This window comes from Bradyrhizobium sp. 142, from assembly GCF_023074015.1.
Classification (GTDB): domain Bacteria; phylum Pseudomonadota; class Alphaproteobacteria; order Rhizobiales; family Xanthobacteraceae; genus Bradyrhizobium.
The window spans coordinates 1-2404 of the sequence record NZ_JADPKQ010000358.1 but is presented as its reverse complement, the minus strand read 5'-3'; the positions used below and the strand labels follow the sequence as shown (position 1 = coordinate 2404).

Sequence of the window (2404 nt, the reverse complement as noted above, 5' to 3'; positions counted from 1 at the left end):
GCCGACACTCCTCAAAGCCATTGTCAGCACGCTACAAACCCTCACGCCGCATCTCCGAGCTAAAATTCACCCGGTCTTCCAATAAAGCCCGGTACAAAGCAAACCGAATTCTTGCCCAGCCTCTGCGCTCCATCCGGGCTACGAAACACGCGGGCCGCTACGTCGTCAGCTTTGCGCCCGCCATCAGGATATCGCTGGCGATCTGGCTCGAGCGAATTGCGAATTCGTCGCGGAGGCGAACTGCGGCGGCCGGATCGCTTTCGAGCACGCGCTGAAACAGGCTGCGTGCGATGCGGATGACCGAAGAATGCTCGATCGCGATCGCGCCCGACGGCCGCTTCATCGGCACGACCAGCGCAAGTTCGCCGATCAGCGCACCGGGACCGGCGATCATTTCGGCGCCGGCGCCGTCATCGACCCGAAAGGCGCCGCGCTGAACCACGAAGCCGGCATCGGCGTCGTCGCCGAGATTGAACAGGACGTCGCCGGGAACGAAGTCGCGCGGCTCGGAACCGATCGCCAGCATGCGCAACGAGGCGTCTCCCAACAGGCGCAATGTCGGGACACGCTCGAGAAGCGCTACGTCGTCATCGATTGACATTCAGGTCCGAGGCTCAGGGCACGCAATCTAAAACGATTCGCACACCCCCGAAGCGTATCACGGCACCAGCTTGTAGCCACCGGCTTCGGTGACCAGGATTTCCGGGTTGGCGGCATCCTTCTCGATCTTCTGGCGCAGACGGTAGATGTGGGTTTCCAGCGTATGGGTGGTGACGCCGGAATTGTAGCCCCAGACCTCCTGGAGCAGGGTCTCGCGCGAGACCGGCAGCTGGCCGGCCCGGTAAAGGAAGCGCAGGATCGCCGTCTCCTTCTCTGTCAGCCGCACCTTGCGCGCATTGGCGGCGGTCAGCATTTTGGAGCCGGGACGGAAGCTGTAGGGGCCGACCGAGAACACCGCGTCTTCGCTGGCTTCGTGCTGGCGAAGCTGGGCGCGGATGCGGGCGAGCAGCACGGCGAAGCGGAACGGTTTTGCGACATAGTCGTTGGCACCGGATTCCAGGCCCAAAATCGTGTCGGAGTCGGTGTCATGCCCGGTCAGCATGATGATCGGAGCCTTGAACCCGCCCTTGCGCAGGGAGCGGACCACCTCGCGGCCGTCGGTGTCGGGCAGGCCGACATCCATCAGAACGAGATCGGGGGAATTGGCCTTTGCGGCGCTTGCGCCCTTGGCGCCGGTATCGACGGCGGAGGCTTCAAATTCTTCGTGCAGCGATAATTGCTCCACCAACGTATCGCGCAGATCGGTATCGTCATCCACGATCAGGATCTTGCGGGCATTGGCCATAGGGGGTCATCCTTTTGGGGTCCGGCTCGGCGCGCATGCATGCCGCGCTCAGCCGTGATGGGAAAGTTAGGGGTCGCCGTTATTATTATTGATGTTCGTCTAGAAGTAGTGGGCTGTTACCGATTCACAAGCCAGAACCACTCTAACCCAGAATAGCAGGGCGCTTTGATGAATGTCCTGTAATGAATTCGACATCGCAATTTCACATGAAAACAGAAGATAACTCAGTCGGTTACACCAGGCAAAGGCGCTCCGGGCCGCTACGAGCGATCCGCGTTAAGCCCGCTGCCGGTAACCCGCGCCGGGGCTGGCTGACGGCCGGACAGCTGACCATTCCGGTGGCGCTGGGGCTGGGCGGCATTCTGGCCAACAAGCGTGAGGGCGACGGCGGCACACCAAGGGGCAGCTTCCACCCGCGGCGATTATGGTGGCGGGGCGACCGCCACAGCCGCCCGCAGACCTTCTTACCGGCCCGGACCATCAGCAGTGAGGATGGCTGGTGCGAGGACCCCGGGAATCGCCACTACAACCAGCCGGTCCGGCTCGGTCGTGCGCAGGGCGGCGACCGGCTCAAGCGGGAGGACCATCTCTATGACTTCATCATCGAGATCGACCACAACACCAGGCCGCGCATTGCCGGCCGCGGCAGCGCGGTGTTCTTGCATCTGGCACGCGACAATTTCGGCCCGACCGCAGGCTGCGTCTCCATGAGAAAAGCCGCGATGCTGCAATTGCTACGGCGGCTCGGACCGCGGACAAAAATCATCATCGGGTGAGGGGCCGTTGGGCAAGGTGTCGGTGAGCTTCGCGTAATCACCGCGCACTCCGCAGTCATTGCGAGCGTAGCGGTCGCGGTAGGGACGCTCATTGCTGAGCGCCCCCCGCACAGATCCGTACGTGCGGCTTTCCCGCATACGGCTCCCACCTCGGGTGAGTGACGGCGAAGCGTGCTCGCGGCCAAGGATGACGGATGTTGGGCCTGGGGAGGCAGTCACAGGCGAGGCGACTGATCGTCTCCCACCTCATGCCATCGGTCTGGCTGCGGCGCCGGAGCGTGCG

At 63.1% G+C, this 2404-nt stretch carries 3 protein-coding genes; 1 reads left to right on the top strand and 2 read right to left on the bottom strand.

The features are described 5' to 3' along the window. Positions 1-157: 157 nt before the first annotated feature. Both IVA82_RS33100 and IVA82_RS33095 read right to left on the bottom strand, forming a co-directional pair. Entirely contained in the window at positions 158-601 is a 444-nt protein-coding gene (locus IVA82_RS33100; RefSeq protein WP_247389834.1) for a cyclic nucleotide-binding domain-containing protein, read from the bottom strand. Positions 602-658: 57 nt separating this feature from the next. Further along, the gene (locus IVA82_RS33095; protein WP_148744182.1) at positions 659-1345 is read right to left on the bottom strand and encodes a response regulator transcription factor; all 687 of its coding nucleotides are present in this window, start codon (positions 1343-1345) and stop codon (positions 659-661) included. Positions 1346-1551: 206 nt separating this feature from the next. On the opposite strand from IVA82_RS33095, the gene IVA82_RS33090 reads away from it, so the two are divergent. Further along, the gene (locus IVA82_RS33090; RefSeq protein ID WP_247389835.1) at positions 1552-2121 is read left to right on the top strand and encodes a L,D-transpeptidase family protein; all 570 of its coding nucleotides are present in this window, start codon (positions 1552-1554) and stop codon (positions 2119-2121) included. Positions 2122-2404 lie beyond the last annotated feature (283 nt).

What these genes read in the sequence shown, in the direction of transcription:
- IVA82_RS33100 (WP_247389834.1), bottom strand. Translation starts at nt 601, where the DNA reads ATGTCAATCGATGACGACGTAGCGCTTCTCGAGCGTGTCCCGACATTG.
- IVA82_RS33095 (WP_148744182.1), bottom strand. Translation starts at nt 1,345, where the DNA reads ATGGCCAATGCCCGCAAGATCCTGATCGTGGATGACGATACCGATCTG.
- IVA82_RS33090 (WP_247389835.1), top strand. Translation starts at nt 1,552, where the DNA reads ATGAAAACAGAAGATAACTCAGTCGGTTACACCAGGCAAAGGCGCTCC.